General features: G+C 60.3%; 16 protein-coding genes. 9 read left to right on the top strand and 7 right to left on the bottom strand.

What is annotated here, in order from left to right:
• Genes ACS4NR_RS26560 through ACS4NR_RS26550 form a run of 3 tightly spaced genes read right to left on the bottom strand, consistent with a single transcriptional unit; the run spans position 1 to position 2212 of the window.
• Positions 1 to 327, bottom strand: a complete 327-nt coding sequence (locus tag ACS4NR_RS26560; RefSeq protein WP_456018733.1) for a DUF3325 domain-containing protein — start codon at positions 325 to 327, stop codon at positions 1 to 3.
• Entirely contained in the window at positions 327 to 1910 is a 1584-nt protein-coding gene (locus ACS4NR_RS26555) for a PepSY-associated TM helix domain-containing protein (protein WP_456018732.1), read from the bottom strand. Before ACS4NR_RS26555 ends, ACS4NR_RS26560 begins: the two co-directional genes overlap by 1 nt.
• Positions 1907 to 2212 (bottom strand): DUF3649 domain-containing protein, encoded by a 306-nt coding sequence (locus ACS4NR_RS26550; protein ID WP_456018731.1) that lies wholly within the window; start codon positions 2210 to 2212, stop codon positions 1907 to 1909. Before ACS4NR_RS26550 ends, ACS4NR_RS26555 begins: the two co-directional genes overlap by 4 nt.
• 178 nt (positions 2213 to 2390) lie before the next feature.
• Here ACS4NR_RS26550 and ACS4NR_RS26545 point away from each other — a divergent pair, with 178 nt between their 5' ends.
• From ACS4NR_RS26545 to fecA, 3 genes are all read left to right on the top strand, one after another.
• A complete protein-coding gene (locus tag ACS4NR_RS26545) occupies positions 2391 to 2879 on the top strand; it encodes a sigma-70 family RNA polymerase sigma factor (protein ID WP_202370135.1) in 489 nt (162 codons plus the stop codon).
• Complete coding sequence (locus ACS4NR_RS26540; protein WP_456018730.1) at positions 2876 to 3808, top strand: DUF4880 domain-containing protein; 933 nt, start codon at positions 2876 to 2878, stop codon at positions 3806 to 3808. Before ACS4NR_RS26545 ends, ACS4NR_RS26540 begins: the two co-directional genes overlap by 4 nt.
• 207 nt (positions 3809 to 4015) lie before the next feature.
• Complete coding sequence (gene fecA / locus ACS4NR_RS26535; protein WP_456018729.1) at positions 4016 to 6346, top strand: TonB-dependent Fe(3+) dicitrate receptor FecA; 2331 nt, start codon at positions 4016 to 4018, stop codon at positions 6344 to 6346.
• A 214-nt stretch (positions 6347 to 6560) separates the two neighbouring features.
• On the opposite strand, the gene ACS4NR_RS26530 is transcribed toward fecA, so the two are convergent.
• Positions 6561 to 6965 (bottom strand): HPF/RaiA family ribosome-associated protein, encoded by a 405-nt coding sequence (locus tag ACS4NR_RS26530; protein ID WP_027610895.1) that lies wholly within the window; start codon positions 6963 to 6965, stop codon positions 6561 to 6563.
• A gap of 200 nt (positions 6966 to 7165) precedes the next feature.
• Positions 7166 to 8113: a LysR substrate-binding domain-containing protein gene (locus tag ACS4NR_RS26525; RefSeq protein WP_007914183.1), complete on the bottom strand. Its 948-nt coding sequence runs from the start codon at positions 8111 to 8113 to the stop codon at positions 7166 to 7168.
• Between the two features lie 135 nt (positions 8114 to 8248).
• On the opposite strand from ACS4NR_RS26525, the gene ACS4NR_RS26520 reads away from it, so the two are divergent.
• The 3 genes from ACS4NR_RS26520 (at position 8249) to ACS4NR_RS26510 (ending at position 11635) form a co-directional block, all read left to right on the top strand.
• Complete coding sequence (locus tag ACS4NR_RS26520; RefSeq protein WP_095139559.1) at positions 8249 to 9625, top strand: L-serine ammonia-lyase; 1377 nt, start codon at positions 8249 to 8251, stop codon at positions 9623 to 9625.
• 86 nt (positions 9626 to 9711) lie between these two features.
• Positions 9712 to 11013 carry an HAAAP family serine/threonine permease gene (locus tag ACS4NR_RS26515; RefSeq protein WP_456018728.1) on the top strand — a complete coding sequence of 434 codons (1302 nt, stop codon included), beginning with the start codon at positions 9712 to 9714 and terminating at the stop codon, positions 11011 to 11013.
• 304 nt (positions 11014 to 11317) lie between these two features.
• On the top strand, positions 11318 to 11635 hold the full coding sequence (locus tag ACS4NR_RS26510) for a DUF3509 domain-containing protein (RefSeq protein ID WP_095139557.1): 318 nt from the start codon (positions 11318 to 11320) through the stop codon (positions 11633 to 11635).
• Here the strand turns inward: ACS4NR_RS26510 and ACS4NR_RS26505 are convergent.
• Positions 11632 to 12132, bottom strand: coding sequence for a phosphate-starvation-inducible protein PsiE (locus tag ACS4NR_RS26505; RefSeq protein ID WP_095139556.1), 501 nt, complete (start codon positions 12130 to 12132; stop codon positions 11632 to 11634). The genes ACS4NR_RS26510 and ACS4NR_RS26505 overlap by 4 nt on opposite strands.
• A 325-nt stretch (positions 12133 to 12457) precedes the next feature.
• On the bottom strand, positions 12458 to 13177 hold the full coding sequence (locus tag ACS4NR_RS26500) for an autoinducer binding domain-containing protein (protein ID WP_166496214.1): 720 nt from the start codon (positions 13175 to 13177) through the stop codon (positions 12458 to 12460).
• 155 nt (positions 13178 to 13332) lie between these two features.
• On the opposite strand from ACS4NR_RS26500, the gene ACS4NR_RS26495 reads away from it, so the two are divergent.
• The 3 genes from ACS4NR_RS26495 (at position 13333) to ACS4NR_RS26485 (ending at position 16424) form a co-directional block, all read left to right on the top strand.
• Complete coding sequence (locus ACS4NR_RS26495) at positions 13333 to 13887, top strand: acyl-homoserine-lactone synthase (RefSeq protein WP_204896157.1); 555 nt, start codon at positions 13333 to 13335, stop codon at positions 13885 to 13887.
• A 147-nt stretch (positions 13888 to 14034) separates the two neighbouring features.
• Positions 14035 to 15279, top strand: coding sequence for an AfsA-related hotdog domain-containing protein (locus ACS4NR_RS26490; protein WP_456018727.1), 1245 nt, complete (start codon positions 14035 to 14037; stop codon positions 15277 to 15279).
• Positions 15276 to 16424: an oxidoreductase gene (locus tag ACS4NR_RS26485; protein WP_456018726.1), complete on the top strand. Its 1149-nt coding sequence runs from the start codon at positions 15276 to 15278 to the stop codon at positions 16422 to 16424. The genes ACS4NR_RS26490 and ACS4NR_RS26485 overlap by 4 nt, the downstream gene beginning before the upstream one ends.
• Positions 16425 to 16432 lie beyond the last annotated feature (8 nt).

The following is a 16432-nucleotide window of genomic DNA, read 5'->3' as shown; positions in this document are numbered from 1 at the left end:
TCAGCCCTGCGCCCAAGCGGCGACCGGACTGGCCAGTAGGCTCAACCCGGCCAGTGCGAGGGCCAGACGTGGGCGATACGGCAGCAACAGCACCAACGACAAGGCGCTGAGCATGAGCACCGCGAACCAGTCGACCAGACCGAAACTCCAGCCGTGTGCAGCGACTGCCGCCCAAAGCGACAGCCCGAGCAACAGCCAACCGGCGAGTTTCAAACCCCGTGCGCGTCGGGCCGAGGGTTTGTTGCCGAGCAGTTCATCGTGGTGCCGAGGCATCGACAGACACAACGCGCTGAACCCGGCGTAGCACAGCAACAACGCCAGCAACATCAGTTGACCTCCTGCTCAAGCGCGATCGGTCGAGGCTTTTCGCAGGGTGTTTTTTTCACGCTGACGGCGCTGCCGGCACGCTGCATTTTCCATGCGGCCCAGCCGAGGAACAGGCCCGCGCCCAGGCACGTCAGATCAAAACCCGCCAGCGTCCAGTCACCTTGCGCGAGCGTTACCCCGAGATTCCACGGTGTGGTCAGATTGATCAGTGGTACCGCGATAAACAGCACGGCAGCCAGCCCGAGCTGTTCGACCCAGGCCTTTCGCCCTTTGCGCAGCACTGCATGCACCACGCTCAAGGCCCAGGCGACAAAAAACGCATTCACTTCCTGATCGGCGCGCCCGGCCAGGTCTGCCGGCAGCAGGCGATTGGCCAAAAAGAACACCGCCACCGCTACCACCAGCCCGGCCATGCTGGCGATGTTCAGCACTTCCACCAAGCGCAATTCGAACGGCATCACGCCGCTCTTGACGTGTTTGAGCTGGCGCTTGCCAAGCCAGATCACCAGCCCGGTACCGATCATCGCGGTGCTCGCCAGGCCGCAGATGAAATACAGCCAGCGCAATGTCGACCCGGCAAAGTGGCCCATGTGCAAACCGTAGAACGTGCCGCCGACGGCCATCGCCACGGGCTGCTCCGGAGTGCTGCCGAGGCGCTCGCCGGTAACGCCGTTGAACGTCACCGCGCGCCCGAAATCATGGACGACGCGGTCGCCACGGCGCGACAGCACCACCGAGGCGTTCGCGTCCCCTGGGTTGTTCACCGTCAGCCGCGCGGTGCTGCCTCCCGCCCACTGCTCGCTGGCCTTGGCCAGCAGTGGTGCCATCGGGCTCAGCGGCGCCGCCCGGTTGGCTCGCTCAGGGGTCTTCGATGCCGGAAAAACTTCGTCGTAAAAGGCGCGCACGTCGCCGTTATAGGACGCCAGAATGCTCGCTGGCATGACCATCGCCATGAAAATCACCAGGCTGCTGTAGGTGATCATCAAGTGAAACGGCAACACCAGCACGCCGACCGCGTTATGCCCGTCGAGCCATGAACGCTGGCCTTTGCGCGGGCGAAAGGTGAAGAAGTCCTTGAAGATTTTCTTGTGGGTGATGATGCCGGTGATCAGCCCGACGAACATCACCATCGCCGCCATCGTCGCCAGCCAGCGGCCCCACGGATAAGGCATTTGCAGCTGGAAATGGAAGCGGTAGAAGAACTCGCCGCCCAGGCTTTCGCGGGCCTGGACTTCGCTGCCGGTCTGCGCGTCGAGTGTTCTGGCTTCGAACTTGCCGCGCTCGCCCGGTTTGTTCGGCGCCTGCTGCCAGCGCACCGTCAGGCCCGGATCACGGGCGTCGGGCAAGTCGATCAGCCAGCGCGAGGCACCGGCGGCGTGTTGTTGCAGGTAACTTTGCGCCAGGTTCAGGCTCGCTTCGGCATTGATGGGCCGCGCGGGAATTTCCGGCTGCATCCAGTGGCTGATCTCATCCTTGAAATAGGCCAGCGTCCCGGTGAGGAAAATCGCAAACAGCAGCCAGCCGAACACCAGTCCCGTCCAGGTGTGCAGCCAGGCCATCGACTGGCGAAAGCCCTCTTTCATGCGAAGCCCAAGCCCCGTGCGGCGCCGGACACCGTTGCCAGAATCACGCTCGGCACCAGCAAACCGACCCACGCCGACCACGCCGTGCGACAAGCAAAGCACCACAGCACCGCGACCAGATAGACCAGAAAGGAAATGGTCATGCCGGTCACCACCGCTTCGGCGCGGCTCAACGGCAACCACATCGTCAGCGCGACACTGGCCAGCGCTGCGACCAGATAGCCACCGAACACCGCCGCCAGCACCCGCGAGGTAACGGCCAGACGATAGGACATGGGAGGTGAGGCGAGTTTGCCTTTCATGTTTCGACCCTGAAACGAAAAAACGTCCGGCCGACAAGCCGAACCAACAGGCGAGCAATATTAATGATAAATATTCTCATACGCAAAAGCATCTGATTGCCGGACACCCTCGCCCGCCCCTACAATGCGAACAGTTCTTGTTCTCTAACGCATCCAACGTGCGCCCGGAGTAATACCCTTGTCGTCCGCCCATCCCGTCGAATCGCTCTACCACGACCACCACAGCTGGCTCACCGGCTGGTTGCGGCGCAGACTCGGCTGCCCGGACAGCGCGGCGGATCTGGCGCAAGACACGTTCATCCGCGTGCTCAGCGCTCGTGAGCCCGCAGTAATCATCGAACCGCGCGCCTTTCTCACCACCCTCGCCAAACGCGTGCTGTTCAATCATTACCGCCGTCAGGATCTGGAACGCGCCTACCTCGACACCCTGGCGCAGATGCCGGAAATGGTTGCGCCATCGGAAGAAGACAAAGCAATCATCCTGCAGACCCTGATCGAACTGGATCAGTTGCTCGATGGCTTGCCACGTCTGGTCAAGCGCGCCTTTTTGCTGGCGCAGGTCGATGGCCTGACTTATCCGCAAATCGCCGCCGAACTGGGCATCTCCGTAGCCACGGTCAAACGCCATCTGCACAAAGCCGCCCTGCGCTGCTACTTCGCCCTATGAACCGCGCTCCGGATTTCTCCGCGCAAGTGGCCGAACAGGCCGTGCATTGGCTGATGGAAATGCAGCAGGGGACGCTCTCCCCGCGTCAGCAACAAGCCTGGCAGCAATGGCTGGACGCCCACAGCGAACATCGTCGCGCGTGGGAGCACATGCAGCGGGTCAACCAGCGATTGCGCGGTGTGGCGTCGCCATTGGCCCATGCCGCGTTGAACGGGCCGAAGTCTTCCAGCCGCCGTCAGGCGCTCAAATTGCTGCTGCTTCTCGGTGCCGGTTCTGCTGTCACCTGGGGGATGCGCGAGCACAATCCGCTGCCGACGCTGCTCGCCGATTACCGCAGTCCGCTGGGAGAGCGACGCAAAGTTACACTGGGTGCGGGCAGCCAGTTGCAGCTCAACACCGCGAGTGCGGCGGACGTGGACAGCACGCAACGGCTGATCCGTTTGCTGGAAGGCGAGATCCTCCTGAGCACCGCACAATCATTTGAAGTGCGCACGGCACAGGGGCTGTTGAGAACCGGGGCTGCCCGGCTCAACGTCCGGCAATTTGCTGATCGCACGCAAGTAGCGCTGTTCGAAGGCCAGGTCGAATTGATCCGCCCCGGGGGCGCGCCGATGTGGCTGCCCGTCGCTCGTCAGCTGAGCTTCAGCGCCACCTCGGTCAGCGCCGCCCAGCCACTGGACGCCAACAGCGGCGCCTGGGCCGACGGTATGCTGGTTGCCGCGCACATGCGCCTGGGCGATTTTCTTGAAGAGCTCGGCCGCTACCGTCGCGGCCAGTTGCATTGCGATGCGAAAGTGGCCGACCTGCTGATCTCCGGGACTTATCCACTGGACGACAGCGAGCGGATTCTCGACCTGCTGCAAATCAGTCTGCCGGTGAAAGTGCGGCGGTTTACCCGCTATTGGGTCAGCGTCGAAGCCCGGGTTTGAAACAAAACTGTGGCGAGGGAGCTTGCTCCCGCTGGCCTGCGCAGCAGGCCCTCAATACAGGGGCCGCTTCGCGCCCCAACGGGAGCAAGCTCCCTCGCCACAAAATCAGTCATGCAAAAAATATTCGTAAACCGTGAGCCGTTTTTCAGATCTGGCGTGACAGAGAAGGAAAGCCCCCTTGATTCAACCTTCTCAGGATCACCCTTCATGCACCCGACCCGCCTCACGCCACTGGCCCGCAGCCTGCGCAACCTCGTACTGGGCGCCAGCCTGAGCTTCAGCGCTCTGCCGGCCTTGGCCGCCGAAACCAAGGTTTACCACATCGCCCCGGCGTCGCTGGAAAACGCCCTCAACCAGTTTGGTCGTGAAGCCGGCGTGCTGATTTCCTTCGGTTCGCAAATCACCAGCGGCGTGCAAAGCCGTGGCCTGGAAGGCAGTTACAGCACCGCACAAGGTCTCGATGCACTGCTCGAAGGCACCGGCCTGCAAGCCCGCGCCGAAGGCAACAATGCGTTCAGCCTGCAACCGGTCGGCGACACCGCGCTGGAGCTGGACACCTCGAAAGTCGTCGGTGACTGGCTCGGTGACGCGGCGCAGGTCAACGTGTTCGAGCATCCGGGCGCCCGCGATGTGATCCGCCGTGAAGACTTCGAACGTCAGGGCGCGACTCAGGCGCGCGATGTGCTCAACCGCATCCCCGGGGTCAACGCCCCGGAAAACAACGGCACCGGCAGCCACGACATGGCGCTGAACTTCGGCATTCGCGGTCTCAATCCGCGCCTGGCCGCGCGCTCGACCGTGCTGATGGACGGCATTCCCGTGCCGTTCGCACCTTACGGTCAACCGCAGTTGTCGTTCGCGCCGATCAGCATGGGCAACATGGATGCCGTGGACGTGGTGCGTGGCGGCGGCGCGGTGCGTTACGGCCCGCAGAACGTCGGTGGCGTGGTCAACTTCGTCACCCGCGCCATTCCCGATGCGCCAACGGTCAAGGGTGGCTTCCAGACTGAGACCAGCCCGTCGTCGAGTCATGACGGCTTCAAAACCAGCGCCAACCTGCTGGCCGGCGGCACCAACGAAAATGGTCTGGGCGGCGCGCTGCTGTACTCCGGCACCCGTGGCGGCGACTGGCGTGAACACAGCGACAGCGAAATCGACGACCTGATCCTCAAGGGCAAATACCAGCTCGACGACGCCAACAGCTTCAACGCCATGGCCCAGTATTATGAAGGCAAGGCCGACATGCCCGGTGGTCTCAACGTCGCCGATTACGACGCCGATCCGTATCAGTCGACGCGCCTGAAAGACCAGTTCTGGGGTCGCCGCACAATGTTCAACTTCGGCTATCGCTATCAGGAAGATCGTCGCGAATTCACCGCCAACACTTTCTTCACCAAGACCCTGCGCAGCGGTTATCTGGATCAGGGCAGTTTCCTCTCGCTGTCACCGCGCGAATATTGGGTGCGAGGTTTCGAAACGCGTTTCGCCCAAGGCTTCGACCTCGGCCCGACCAGCCATGAAGTCGGCGTCGGTTACCGCTACATCAACGAGGCTGGCCACGAATTGCGCTATCGCACGCCGATCAGCAGCAACCAATACCCGACCACCGACAGCCGCAACGACCGTGACACCCGCGGTGGCACCGAAGCTAATGCGTTCTTCGTTGACGACCGCATCGACATCGGCAAATGGACCATCACCCCGGGCGTGCGCTACGAGATGATCGAATCGCAGCAGACCAACAACCTGACCGACGTCAAATACAAGGGCGACTACAACACCGCGCTGCCGGCGCTGAACGTGCTGTATCACCTGAGCGACAGCTGGAATCTGTACGCCAACACCGAAGGTTCGTTTGGCAGCGTGCAGTACAGCCAGATGCCCAACCGCGTCAGCAGCGGCGAAGTGAAACCGGAGAAAGCCCGCACCTGGGAACTCGGTACCCGTTATGACAACGGCGCCCTGCGCGCCGAGATTGGCGCGTTCCTGATCAACTTCGACAACCAGTACGAAAGCAACCAGACCAACGATTCGGTGATTGCCCGTGGCGAGACCCGTCATCAAGGCATCGAGACCAGCGTCAACTATGCGCTGGATGACTTGAGCCCGGCACTCGCCGGCTTCGATGTGTACGCCACTTACGCCTACGTCGACGCGACCATCCGCGAAGACGGGCCGAACAAAGGCAATCGCGTGCCGTTCTCTTCAAAACACAAGGGCACGATTGGTGTCGGTTACACCGAAGGCCCGTGGAAACTCAACTTCGACAGCAGCTTCCAGAGCGACCAGTTCGCCGACAACGCCAACACCTCCAAGGAAAGTGCCGACGGCAGCACCGGCAAGATCCCCGGCTACATGCTGTTCAGCAGCCGCGCCGGTTACGACTTCGGCCCGCAATTGTCGGATCTGAACGTGGCGGTGGGGGTGAAGAACATTTTCAATACCCAGTATTTCACCCGCTCGTTCGATGACAACAACAAGGGCAAGTACGTGGGTGAACCGCGCACGGTGTATGTACAAACGTCTGTAGCTTTCTAACAAAACCGTGGCGAGGGAGCTTGCTCCCGCTCGGCTACGGAGCAGCCGTAAATCCTGCTGATACGGTCTGGCTGTTGAACGCCTTTGCAGGTATTGGGGCCGCTTCGCAGCCCAGCGGGAGCAAGCTCCCTCGCCACACTGTTCAGCAACACAAACAAAAACGGGCCTGCTTGCGCAGGCCCGTTCTCATTGGGTGGCTTGAAAAATCAGCGCATCAACTGTTGATCGCTGCCTGTTCGTTCTCGAGAAACTCTTCCTCCAGCAGTGCGTCATTCGCCTTGCTGAACGGCACGATGGCGGCGCGGGGTTTGCCGCGCAGTTTGCCAAACAGGTGCTCCAGCGCGTGTTCCAGTTTTTCGGCTGCACCGTCGATCGCCTGTTCCAGCGAATCGGCTTTATGGGTGACGGAAATCGGTTGATGGCCTTTTGGCCGCGCTTCCAGTTGGCAGCGCAAGTCATGGGGACCTGGTTTGTCGCCGTTCTCGTCGCTCAGGTGGACTTCGACACGGGTCAGGTCTTCTTCATAACGTTCGAGCGTGCTCTCAATAGTTGTACGTACCCACTCCTCCAGTCGCTTACTGCTTTGAATATGGTTATCGCTGTTGACTTGGATTTGCATAGTTCATCCCTTATTTCAGCTAGCTCGCCAGAGGCCTTGAGTTGGATTTCCTGACCTCCTGGTTACAACAATCGGCCCGACCGACCAACATTTCAACCCCTGAAAAAAGATAAATATTCATTCGCAAAAAAAGCCGGACAACCGAGCAAGTCACTGGTAAGGTCGGGAGTTGGGTCGCCTCGCAACCCTGCAAAATCTGCTCACAATTGCCCGTCGTTCAACGGGTGCAAGCTGCGGAAAATCCCCGCCTCCTCCACCAGCCAGTCATGCACCGCACGCACGCCCGGATGGCTCAACGCCCCCGGCGCATACAGCAGAACGTAGCGTTTGTGGTTGGGCACCGATAGGCCGAATGGAACAATCAACGTCCCGCGCTCCAGTTCATCGTTGAGCAACGTGCGCCGGGCAATCGCCACGCCCATGCCGGCGATCGCCGCTTCGATGGTCAGGTGATTGCGATTGAACGTGTGCCCACGCCGTACGTCGGCGCCTTCAAAGCCAATCGCGTTGAGATAAAACTCCCATTCCGCGTATTCATAACTGCCGCGCCAGGCGGTGATGTCGTGTAACAACGGGAAATGCACCAGATCCGCCGGCCCGTGCAGCGGCGGACGTCCGCGCAGCAAACTCGGCGCACACACCGGGAAAATCTGCTCATCGAGCAATGCTGTGGATAACAGCCCCGGGTAGCTGCCGTCATTCAGATCGATTGCCAGATCGAAGTCGCCCTCGTGCAACGGCACGCTGCTGTCCTCGGCCACCAGGCGCAACTGGATGTCGGGATAACGCTGTTGCAGACGCGGCAAACGCGGGGTCAGCCATTTGCTGAGGAACGACGGAATAGAGCGCACCCGCAGAATCCCGCTGATCATCCCCGCATCCAGTCGGCGCAGTTCAGCATCGATGCTGCCGTAGGCCTCATTGACCGTAATCGCCAGCCGCTGGCCTTCCGCACTCAACTCGACACCCCGCGCCCGGCGATGGAACAGGCGAAAACCGAGGCGCTCTTCCAGTTGGCGAATCTGCTGGCTGACCGCCCCCGGAGTGATGTGCAGTTCTTCCGCGCAACGGGTGAACGACAGGTGCCGCGCGGCACAGGAAAACACCTGCAGCCAAACATAGGTCTGGGCGTGCAATTGACGACTCATCGTTTAGTCCTGCTAAAGGCTTTCTTAGGAAGTTTCGTTGGTCACGTAGAACCGAGGTAGGCAGTATCGCCGACATTGCGCTTGTCCTACAAAAAATGGCAGCGATTCCTACTCCATTGCTTGTAAGGGTTTAGCATGGCTATCAGTGTTTTCGATCTATTCAAAGTCGGCATCGGCCCGTCCAGCTCCCACACGGTTGGCCCGATGCGCGCCGCCGCGACCTTCGCCCAGGCGCTGATCGACCAACGGTTGCTCAACGATGTGCGCCGCGTGGAAATCCGTTTGTACGGTTCGCTGTCGGCCACCGGTGTCGGCCACGCCACCGACCGCGCCACCGTCATGGGCCTGATGGGTGAATGGCCGGACAGCATCGATCCGGCGACCATCGACCCACGCATCCAGCAACTGCGCGAAAGCGGCCTGTTGCTGCTGGCCGGGCACAGAGAAATTTCCTTCAACTGGCAGCACGATCTCCTGCTGCTGGACGAAAGCCTGCCCTACCATCCCAACGCCATGTCGCTGACAGCCTTTGGCGAAAGCGCCGAGCTGTTCACGCAAACGTACTACTCGATTGGCGGCGGTTTCATCATCGAAGCGGCGGAAGCCGAGTCCGGAGTGGCACCGGCCGGCGACGTGGTGTTGCCGTACGATTTTTCCAGCGCCGCCGAACTGCTGAGCCTGTGTAAAACCCACAACCTGCGAGTCTCTGAGCTGATGATGGCCAACGAACGGGCCTGGCGCAGCGACGCTGAAATCCGTAGCGGCTTGCTGCACATCTGGTCGGTGATGCGCGAGTGCGTTGAGCAGGGCCTGCGCCACGAAGGCATCCTGCCCGGTGGTCTGAACGTACCGCGCCGCGCGGCGAAACTGCACCGCAGCCTGCTGGAAATCGGCAAGCCGAACGTGATCAGTTCGACGCTGTCGGCGATGGAGTGGGTCAACCTGTTCGCCCTCGCGGTCAACGAGGAGAACGCTGCCGGCGGGCGCATGGTCACCGCGCCGACCAATGGCGCGGCCGGGATCATCCCCGCCGTTCTGCACTACTACATGAAATTCAACCCGGAAGCGTCCGACGATGACGTCGTCGCGTTCTTCATGGGCGCCGCCGCCGTCGGCATTCTGTGTAAGAAAAATGCCTCGATCTCCGGCGCTGAAGTCGGCTGCCAGGGCGAAGTCGGTTCGGCTTGCGCCATGGCCGCGGCGGGCCTGGCTGAAGTGCTCGGCGCGACCCCGGAGCAACTGGAAAACGCCGCCGAAATCGGTCTGGAACACAACCTCGGCCTGACCTGCGACCCGGTCGGCGGCCTGGTGCAGGTGCCCTGCATCGAGCGCAATGCCATCGCTGCGGTGAAGGCGATCAACGCCACGCAAATGGCCCTGCGCGGCGACGGCAAACACTTCATTTCCCTCGACCGGGTGATCCGCACCATGCGCGACACCGGCGCCGACATGCATGACAAATACAAAGAGACTTCACGGGGCGGCCTGGCCGTGAGCTGGGTGGAATGCTGACGCGCGTTCCCTGACCGCCCCGGCAGGCCGCAGACAGCGGCCTGCCAACCGTGAGCCCGAGCAAAAATAATAACGAGGCAAAAACGATGACCGATGTACGTACACCTGCTGCCGAAAATCCCGCTGTAGATCGCACACGCAATACCGAAATTGCCCACAAGGGCTGGAGCAAGTCCGACACCACCTGGATGCTCGGTCTGTACGGCACCGCCATCGGTGCCGGCACCTTGTTCCTGCCGATCAATGCCGGTGTCGGCGGCTTCTGGCCGTTGCTGATTCTGGCGTTGCTGGCGTTCCCGATGACCTTTTTCGCCCACCGGGGCCTGACCCGCTTCGTGCTGTCCGGGCGGTCGGGCGACATCACCGAAGTCGTCGAAGAACACTTCGGCATCGGTGCCGGCAAGCTGATCACCCTGCTGTATTTCTTCGCGATCTTCCCGATTCTGCTGGTGTACAGCGTTGCGCTGACCAACACCTTGAGCAGCTTTCTCGAACACCAATTGCACATCGCCCCGCCACCTCGGGCAATTCTGTCGCTGGCGCTGATCCTCGGCCTGATGGCAATCGTGCGCTGCGGGCAGAACGTGATCGTCAAAGCCATGAGCGTGCTGGTCTATCCGTTCGTGGCCGCGCTGCTGTTGCTTGGTCTGAGCCTGATCCCCAACTGGAACGGCGCGTTCTTCGCCAGCGCTCAAGAGCCAATACCGCTGTCGACGTTCCTCAAGACCTTGTGGCTGGCGATCCCGGTGATGGTGTTCTCGTTCAACCACTCGCCGATCATCTCCGCCTTCGCGGTCGACCAGAAACAGCGCTATGGCGCCGAGGCCGAACGCAAGAGCAGCGGCATTCTCGCCATGGCCCACGGCATGATGGTGGTGACGGTGATGTTCTTCTGCTTCAGTTGTGTGCTGGCGCTGTCGCCGGCCGATCTGGCCGCGGCCAAGTCGCAGAACATTTCGATCCTGTCGTATCTGGCCAACCACTTCCAGACCCCGGTCATCGCTTATGCCGCGCCGCTGATTGCGCTGGTGGCGATCACCAAATCCTTCCTCGGCCACTACATCGGCGCCAGCGAAGGCTTTCAGGGCATGATCGTCAAAAGCCTGCGCGGTCGTGGCAAGGTGATGTCGGCGAGCTGGCTGAACCGTGCGACTGCGCTGTTCATGATCCTCAGTTGCTGGGCCGTGGCCACCTTTAACCCGAGCATCCTCGGCATGATCGAAACCCTCGGCGGGCCGGTGATTGCCTGCCTGTTGTTCCTCATGCCGATGTACGCCATCCGCCGCGTTTCAGCCTTGCGCCAGTACTCGGGACAGGCGTCGAACGTGTTCGTGGTGCTGATCGGCCTGATTGCACTGTCGGCGATCATCTATTCGGTTCTGCCCTGAAACGGGCCACAAATGACAAAGGCGAGCCATGGGCTCGCCTTTTTTATGCCGTATCCATTGTCCAACAATTTTCCCGGCACAGCCCTTGCTATGACCTATGTAGGAGCTGACGAGTGCAACGAGGCTGCGATCTTTTGATCTTCGTGACCGAAATCAAAACATTGAAGATCAAAAGATCGCAGCCTGCGGCAGCTCCTGCATAAAGCAACAACACAGGCCACGGAATCGCCGATGATCAGGTATTGCGAACCAACCCGATCACGGCCGGTCAACAACTGCACGTTCAATCAGGCGGTGACGCATCATGGACAACCCTTTTCAGATCATTACCGATGCCTTCGCGCCGGACTATCAGATCAACCTGAGCATTCAGGGGCTGGACGGCAGCATCATGCTGACCCTGTCCAACAGCGGCCGGATCGTCGCCAAACGGATGATCAGCGCCGAACAGCGCAATGATCCGGTACGGCTCAAGCGGCTGGTGCAAAGCATCCAGTTCGGCATTGCCATCGAGCAGGGCCACAGTGCCATGGCGATCCTCGAAGCAATGACCAGCGGCGGCGGGCTGCCCCCGCCACCGCAGCAGAGCAACGGCCAGCCTCGGCCGTCGATGGGCCTTTAAAGCTCGCCCTTCTCGATCTCGGGGTGTTCACCGGAGCCGGCGCCGAGTTTGCGTTGCGGTTTTTCGATCTTCACCGACGGAAATTGCGACGAGGCGTAACGCACCACCAGGATCGACAACGCCAGCAACAGAATGCCGCCGCACAGGTAGATGATGCCCATGTCCGGCGGGTTGTGGTGCGAGACGTTGGAGATCAGCAGGCGGGTCAGCGCAGTGATCGCCACGTAGATCAGGAAGCGCACCGGCATGTGGTTGGTCTTGAAGTAAATCCCGACCATCGCCCCCAGTTCCAGATAGATGAACAGCAACAGAATGTCATCGATCTTGATGTGGCCTTCTTCGAGCATGCCGAGAAATTCCATCACCGCCGCCCATGCGGTCACCGCACCAATGGCGAACAGCGCCAGGTAATGGAAGGTCTCGACGAACAGGTTGCCCAGGGACTCGGCCAGTTGATGCACGTTTTGCCGCAATTTCTCGGCCCAGTTGATTTTCACGATGATGTTCCTTAGCCCGATGCGAGCGGATGATGCCGGTTGGACGTGACGGTTTTCCGTATGCGCTATGCGCCATGCAGAAACGAGGCCACGCATCATGGCGAGCCGGCATGAAACCTGCGCCGTGGCGTTTGGTCGCACCGTTGAACAGGCACCGTCGACAGGAATGTTTGTGACGGTATAACTGAAGTTTCTTGATGAATTCGTTACGCTTGAAAAAGCATTAGCTTATAAATTAAATATTATCAATCTGAAAAATCTGTGAACTCGCGCACAAACACTCCGGTTATTCACCAGTTAGTTATCCAATAAATTATCAGGGTAATTATTTCCACAGCAGGCCCATCAGCGAAGCTTTAACTGCAGCGGCGATCTTGTTTTGGCAACCGAGTTTCTTCAGGCAATGGTTAATATGGAAGTTTACTGTCCTTTTGCTGATGCCGAGGATCACCGAAACATCGTCCGATGACTTTCCGTCAGCGGTCCATTGCAGGATTTCCTTTTCCCTCTGCGACAGTTCTATCGGCACCGGGAGCACCGAATCCACGCCGCGCATTTGCAGGCGCGTCAGGCCCAGGTGAGTGATCTGGGCCAACCAGGACAGCTGCGCCTGTTTGGTTTCGAGTTCCAGCGCGGTGATCGTCTCGCCGCCCCGGGCAAAGGTCACCAGCCCTTGAGTTTCGCTGTTGAGCAGTGTCTGCCCCCAGCCCTCCGAGAGCCCGTGAGCCTGCGCTTCCTGCCAGAATTCGGGCGTCTGAGCCTTGAGTTCAGCGTCCCACAGCACCGGTTTCACGCTGCGCATTGCGCGCTGGACGTAAGGATCGATGTCCAGGTAACGGTTGGCGGAATAGGCAGCTTGCCAGGCGGGCGAATAATTATTGGCGAGAAAAAGACAGGGTTTGGTGATGGGGAAAAGCCGGCGTGACCCGTAAGCCACATAATCAAACTCCAACTGCCTGGCGACGGTCTTGATACTGTCGAACAACAACTCGACATCCGTTGCAGACATGGCGTTTTCCAACAGTTCAGCCTGCCAATATGACATAGAGATTCCTTTCCCACAGTTATTGCTGTCGGCCTCTTGCCAACATGCCTAGCATATTTCCAAATGTTTCCGCTAGCTGTCAAGGGTGACAGGTAGTATGCGAACGCAGTGTGCACTTTAATCGCCACCCAACCAATCACTAAACGGAATCTGTGATGGATTACTTGTCAGGACGTTATGACGAGTTGACGACAATAAAGCGTCAACGCTTGGCTCAATATCGCTATCAGGTGTTCGTCGAACGCCTCGGCTGGCAGTTATCCACGCCGGACGATTTCGAGTTCGACCAATTTGATCACAGCGGCACTCACTACATCGTCGCCGAAGAACACGACGGCAACATCAAGGGATGCGCCCGCCTGCTGCCCACCACCCAGCCGTACCTGCTGAGTGAGGTGTTCACCTCGTTGCTCGGCGACAAGCCTGCACCGTGCGGCGATGACATCTGGGAGCTGTCGCGCTTCACCTCACTGGACCTCGATGCCGAGGGCGGCAGAAACGAACAGGTGATGTCCGACGAAAACACCGTTGGCCTGTTCATGGCCACGCTGGAGTACGCCCGAGCCTGCGGCGTTTCACATCTGGTGTCGGTGTCCCCGGTTGCCATCGGACGCCTGCTCAGACGTGGCGGCATCGACTACAAATGGCTGGCGCCGCTGCAGGTTGTGGACAACCGAACCCTTGGCGCCTGCTACATCACGGTGCAGTAACCCTGCCCGACACTCGTCAACAAGAAAACAAAAAACACCTCAACTGAAGCTGCTGACACACGTCGAGCAGCACCTTTCGGTGTGGGTCGATTTCACGCCATGGATAGCAACTGCCTTACAACCAACGTTCAACACAGAGGGATGATCATGATCGACATGCACAGGAAAGTTGCCAAAGACATCGTCCACAAGGGCCACGATGACGACGTGCTGATTTACGACGCTCACCACTTGCTGCCGGCCTGGCTGCCTGCGGCCATCGTGCAACAGGCCAACCTTGATCCAATGGATCTGGAGATCGTCAATCAGGCCTATCGGCTGGACAGCGAGCGACTGGTGCTGCGCTCGCTGCCAAGGATCATCGACCTGCAGGAACTCGAACAGGCGGGCCTGTCGGACTGTCTGCCGGAGCTGCTGACGAATTACGAAAAGGCCACCGACCATCTGATCCTCAGCGGCGTCTGGGTGCTGGAAAGCACCGAGGCCAAACTGGCTCGACTGCCCGGTTGCGGCAACGGCCTGAACCTTGCACAGCGTCGACAGGTGCATGATGTCCTGAAAACGCTGGACGGCTGCCCGCAGCAGGGTCTGCTCTATTTCACCCTGTTCAACGACACCGCCAATTATTTTTTCTACCGCAAGCACCACGAACACGTGCCGGGCCTGATGCTGATCGAAGCGGCACGCCAGGCGATGTACGCGCAGTTCTACGAGCACAGCGGTTATGCCCGCGGCGAGGTGTCGATTTCCATCGTTGATCTGCTGTCGAGTTTTCCCCGTTACACCGAGTCTTCGTTTCAGGTGGATGTGCTGGTCGGTGACTACGAAGGTATGGCGCCGCCGCGGGCGCGCAAGGTCGACAAGCGTGCGCGATTCTTCCAGCGTGGCGAGCTGGTGGCCGACATTCGCCTGCACGGCGAAGTGATCAAGATGCCGGTGTTCAAGCGCATGCGGAACATCAACATCGACCCGGCCTGCTGGTTCCGTCCGCTCAAAGGCATACGCCATGAAGTGCTGGTGCACCTGGATTCCGGTCGTCACCTCTCCGCCCGCATTGAGCTGCTGTCGATGGCCGGTCTGCAAGTGCAATGCGACAGCCCGCTCGAGGCTTCCGAGCGCGGACACGTCTACCTGTACCTGGAAAACGAAGGGATGATCAGCCTGCCGTTGCAATCGCTGCACGCCAGCGACGCGACAAAGGCCGGCTCGCTCAAACTGCATCTGGCAGAGCTGGATTCGCCGTTGCGCTTCAAGTGGCGCGAAGTGCTCAAGCAATTCGCTTACTTCTCCCACGAAGAAACCGCCCCGGCTCCGGCGCCCGTCCTAGGGCAACCGTTGTGGATGACCTTCGATCAAGCCTCGGCGATGCCCGAACAAAGGAAGGAAGCATGATGACGCGCTATCCCCACGTGCTGGAGCCCTTGCGGCTGGCCGGCGGCCTGGAGTTGCGCAATCGACTGTTCTTCGCGTCGATGGGCGTGGACCTGGCCGATCACAGCGGGTGCGTGACGCCCGCCATGATCGAGTTCTATCAGGGCATCATGGAGGGCGGTTGCTCCATGGCGTTTCTGTGCAACGCCACGGTCTCGCCGCAGTCGCGTCTGCAGAGCACCGGGCTCGGCCTGTTCGAACAGCAGCAGGGCGAATCGCTCAAGGCGATGTTCGCCATGGCCGAGCAGGTCAACACGCCGGTGGGTGTGCAACTGCAGCATTACGGCGGTCAGGGCACCACCACGCACACCGGCGTTGCCGTGCTGACCCCGAGTGGCGTGCCCTGCCCGCGTGTGTCGAAACTTGATCCGGATTATCGCGTGCGGATCATGGACGAAAGCGACATCGCCCTGGTGATCGAGCAGTTCGCCCATTCCGCCTGGCTGGCCTGGATCAACGGCGCGCGACTGGTGCAGTTGCAGGCGTCCAACGGCTACCTGCTGAGCAGTTTTCTCTCGCCGCACACCAACAAGCGCACCGACCGCTATGGCGGCAGCGAAGAGAACCGCGCGCGGCTGTTGCTCGACGTGGTCAGGGCCATCCGCGAGCGCACCCAGGGCCAACTGATCGTCACCATTCGCCTGGGCATCGACGACCGTCTGGGCGCTGAAGGGCTGCAATATCCGGACCTCAAGGAAACCGTGCAGGCCCTCTGTCAGGCCGGCGTTGCCGCGCTGGAATGTTCGATGTGCATGGGCGCGACTTTCGGCCAGTTGATCGTGCATTCCGAGACCATGGACCAATACCTGCAGGCCGGGGTGCGAGCGATCAAATCGGTGTCGACAGTGCCGGTGGGTTACGCCGGGTTCATCGACGGGCTGGACAAGGCCGAGCAGTTGCTCGCCGACGGCGTATGCGATTGGGTGGGTATGTCGCGGGCGCTGTTTGCCGACAACGACCTGATCAACAAAACCCTGCAAGGCCGCTCCGCGGACATCCACAAATGCCGATGGGACAGCCAGTGCTTCAGTGACAAAAGCAATCCGCGACTGGATCGGGTGTATTGCTGCGTAAACCCGAAATATTTACGCCCCGCGTTGGCATAAGGAGATGC

Source organism: Pseudomonas sp. JQ36, from assembly GCF_053851495.1.
This window is presented reverse-complemented; position numbering and strand designations above follow the sequence as displayed.

What these genes read in the sequence shown, in the direction of transcription:
- ACS4NR_RS26560 (WP_456018733.1), bottom strand. Translation starts at nt 327, where the DNA reads ATGTTGCTGGCGTTGTTGCTGTGCTACGCCGGGTTCAGCGCGTTGTGT.
- ACS4NR_RS26555 (WP_456018732.1), bottom strand. Translation starts at nt 1,910, where the DNA reads ATGAAAGAGGGCTTTCGCCAGTCGATGGCCTGGCTGCACACCTGGACG.
- ACS4NR_RS26550 (WP_456018731.1), bottom strand. Translation starts at nt 2,212, where the DNA reads ATGAAAGGCAAACTCGCCTCACCTCCCATGTCCTATCGTCTGGCCGTT.
- ACS4NR_RS26540 (WP_456018730.1), top strand. Translation starts at nt 2,876, where the DNA reads ATGAACCGCGCTCCGGATTTCTCCGCGCAAGTGGCCGAACAGGCCGTG.
- fecA (WP_456018729.1), top strand. Translation starts at nt 4,016, where the DNA reads ATGCACCCGACCCGCCTCACGCCACTGGCCCGCAGCCTGCGCAACCTC.
- ACS4NR_RS26530 (WP_027610895.1), bottom strand. Translation starts at nt 6,965, where the DNA reads ATGCAAATCCAAGTCAACAGCGATAACCATATTCAAAGCAGTAAGCGA.
- ACS4NR_RS26525 (WP_007914183.1), bottom strand. Translation starts at nt 8,113, where the DNA reads ATGAGTCGTCAATTGCACGCCCAGACCTATGTTTGGCTGCAGGTGTTT.
- ACS4NR_RS26520 (WP_095139559.1), top strand. Translation starts at nt 8,249, where the DNA reads ATGGCTATCAGTGTTTTCGATCTATTCAAAGTCGGCATCGGCCCGTCC.
- ACS4NR_RS26515 (WP_456018728.1), top strand. Translation starts at nt 9,712, where the DNA reads ATGACCGATGTACGTACACCTGCTGCCGAAAATCCCGCTGTAGATCGC.
- ACS4NR_RS26510 (WP_095139557.1), top strand. Translation starts at nt 11,318, where the DNA reads ATGGACAACCCTTTTCAGATCATTACCGATGCCTTCGCGCCGGACTAT.
- ACS4NR_RS26500 (WP_166496214.1), bottom strand. Translation starts at nt 13,177, where the DNA reads ATGTCATATTGGCAGGCTGAACTGTTGGAAAACGCCATGTCTGCAACG.
- ACS4NR_RS26495 (WP_204896157.1), top strand. Translation starts at nt 13,333, where the DNA reads ATGGATTACTTGTCAGGACGTTATGACGAGTTGACGACAATAAAGCGT.
- ACS4NR_RS26490 (WP_456018727.1), top strand. Translation starts at nt 14,035, where the DNA reads ATGATCGACATGCACAGGAAAGTTGCCAAAGACATCGTCCACAAGGGC.
- ACS4NR_RS26485 (WP_456018726.1), top strand. Translation starts at nt 15,276, where the DNA reads ATGATGACGCGCTATCCCCACGTGCTGGAGCCCTTGCGGCTGGCCGGC.